We start from the raw sequence: 2,082 nt of genomic DNA on the forward strand, positions 1-2,082 counted from the left end.
GGGCATGCCGGCGTTGTGTTCCACTACGACGCCGAGCTCGGCGCAACGCCGCAGTACGCGTTCAAGATCGAAGGTATAGGCTTCGCGCGCCATCACCTTCCGTCCGGTCGGGTGTCCGAGAATGCGCAGATAGGGGTTCTCTACGGCACGCAGGATGCGGGCGGTCATCTCTTCGTACGGCTGATTGAAGAGCGTGTGGACAGAGCCGATGACGACGTCCATTTGTGCCATGGTGCTGTCTTCGAGGTCGAGCTTGCCATCGCCGAGAATATCGACCTCGATGCCGGCGAAGACGCGGATGCGACCCTCCATCTCGCGGTCGACCTGGCGGATGGCGGCGATGTGTTCCAGCGCCCGTGCATCGTCAAGGCCATTGGTCATGGCGAGGTTCTTGGTGTGGTCGGTGATGGCAAGAAATTTGTAGCCCCTGGCGAGGGCGCCTTCGGCCATCTCGCGGATGGTCTGCCGGCCGTCACTGGCGACGGTATGGGAGTGTACGTCGCCGCGAATGTCGGCGAGTTCGATCAGGCGGGGAAGGGTGTGGGCCTGGGCGGCTTCGATCTCGCCATTGTTCTCGCGCAGCTCAGGGGGGATGTAGTCGAGGCCGAGGGCCTTGTAGATCTCCTGCTCGGTGGCCGAGGCAACGATCGAACTGTCGTCCATGCGCGCCAGGGCGTATTCGCTGAGGGTGTAGCCCATCTTGATGGCCCTCTGGCGAAGTGCGACGTTGTGCATCTTGGAGCCGGTGAAGTACTGCAGTGCGGCGCCGTAGCTGCTCTTTGGAAGTATGCGCACATCGACCTGCAGGCCATTGCGCATGTTGAAGCTCACCTTGTTCTGACCCTTCGCAATGAGATTGGCGATCAGGGGAAGGCCGGCGACGTGATCGACAACCGCAGCGACACAGTCGGGTTCACAGGCGGGTCCGGTAACRAGGAGGTCAAGATCGCCGACGGTCTCGCGGCCGCGGCGCAATGAGCCGGCCGGGGTAACGGTGTCGATGCCCGGAAATTCGCGGATGAGCGCAGCGATGCGCTCGGCAATGGCGGTGGCATCGTCAATGCGATAGCGATGCCGGCGATGGCGAGTAGTTGTTTCGGTTCGTCAACGAGGGTGGTGAGCTGGGTGGTCTGCTGCTCGACGGCTTCGGCGGCGCGGCGATAGCTGCGAATGCGGAATGGGTCGGCGGCGTCGATCTCGAGCAGATCGGCGGTCTCATCCAGCAGGCGGGCGATTGTGACGTTTTCCATGAATCAAAAGCGGACAAGGCTTGAACAAAGCCCTGTCCGCTAGTATGCACCGTGCGGTACAGCTATGAGAAAACTCTGCGGCTCGCGGGCTAGAGCATTTTCCCTGCAGGTGTAGAGTAGGGCTTCCGCATCCCGCAGGGAAATGCTCTAGGATGCTTCTTTTAGCCGTGTGACCTGGTCGGCCTGCGGGCCCTTCTGGCCTTCAATGATGTCGAACTCGACTTCGTCGCCCTCTTTGAGGCTCTTATAACCTTCGAGCTGAATCGAGCTGTAGTGGACAAACACGTCCGGGCCATCGTCCCGGCCCAGAAACCCGTAGCCCTTCGCGTTATTGAACCACTTCACTTTGCCCTTGTAATGTGCCACGTTCGTCGAACCTCGCGGGAGGGAAGTCTGCTCGGGAACGAATGAACCCGCGCGTGATCGGTATGACGCGGATGAGGGGCAGGAAGGTTTTCTGAAGGAACGCAACGGGCGGGAAGTGGTCTTCCCGCCTGAAAGTGGATTGATGTTCTAGGCTTTGCCGGTGCGCCGCAGAGCTTCGTAGATGGAGATGCCGATGATGGTCTTTCCGTCGTGAATTTGGCCTTCATTGCGCATCTTCAGCAATTCAGAGAGGCGGATACGAAGAATCTCGATCTTTTCATCGTCTTCAGGCTGGGCCTCGCCTTCCGTCAGATCGGTGGCGAGGTAGACTTCCATCCACTCACCCAGGAAACCGGGACTGGCGTAGTAGCGGACCAGCTTTTTCCAGCTGCGGGCGCGGTAGCCGGTCTCTTCGATCATCTCGCGTTTCGCGGCGGCCAGAGGCTTCTCGTCAGCTTCACGCCGG

4 protein-coding genes are annotated in these 2,082 nt (G+C 60.4%); all 4 read right to left on the reverse strand.

The window, feature by feature from the left end; all coding sequences use genetic code 11:
• Positions 1 to 975 (reverse strand): PHP domain-containing protein (locus tag AB4043_RS25845; protein WP_442308565.1); only part of this gene is annotated, 975 nt, incomplete at its 3' end.
• Positions 864 to 1,250 carry a hypothetical protein gene (locus AB4043_RS25850; RefSeq protein WP_442308566.1) on the reverse strand — a complete coding sequence of 129 codons (387 nt, stop codon included), beginning with the start codon at positions 1,248 to 1,250 and terminating at the stop codon, positions 864 to 866. The genes AB4043_RS25845 and AB4043_RS25850, both read right to left, overlap by 112 nt.
• Positions 1,251 to 1,397: 147 nt before the next feature.
• A complete protein-coding gene (locus tag AB4043_RS25855; RefSeq protein ID WP_147646898.1) occupies positions 1,398 to 1,616 on the reverse strand; it encodes a cold shock domain-containing protein in 219 nt (72 codons plus the stop codon).
• A 147-nt stretch (positions 1,617 to 1,763) separates the two neighbouring features.
• On the reverse strand, positions 1,764 to 2,082 hold a 319-nt coding region (locus tag AB4043_RS25860; RefSeq protein WP_442308567.1), incomplete at its 5' end, for an NUDIX hydrolase.

This window comes from Terriglobus sp. YAF25 (assembly GCF_052113305.1).
In the GTDB taxonomy this organism is placed as follows: Bacteria; Acidobacteriota; Terriglobia; order Terriglobales; family Acidobacteriaceae; genus Terriglobus.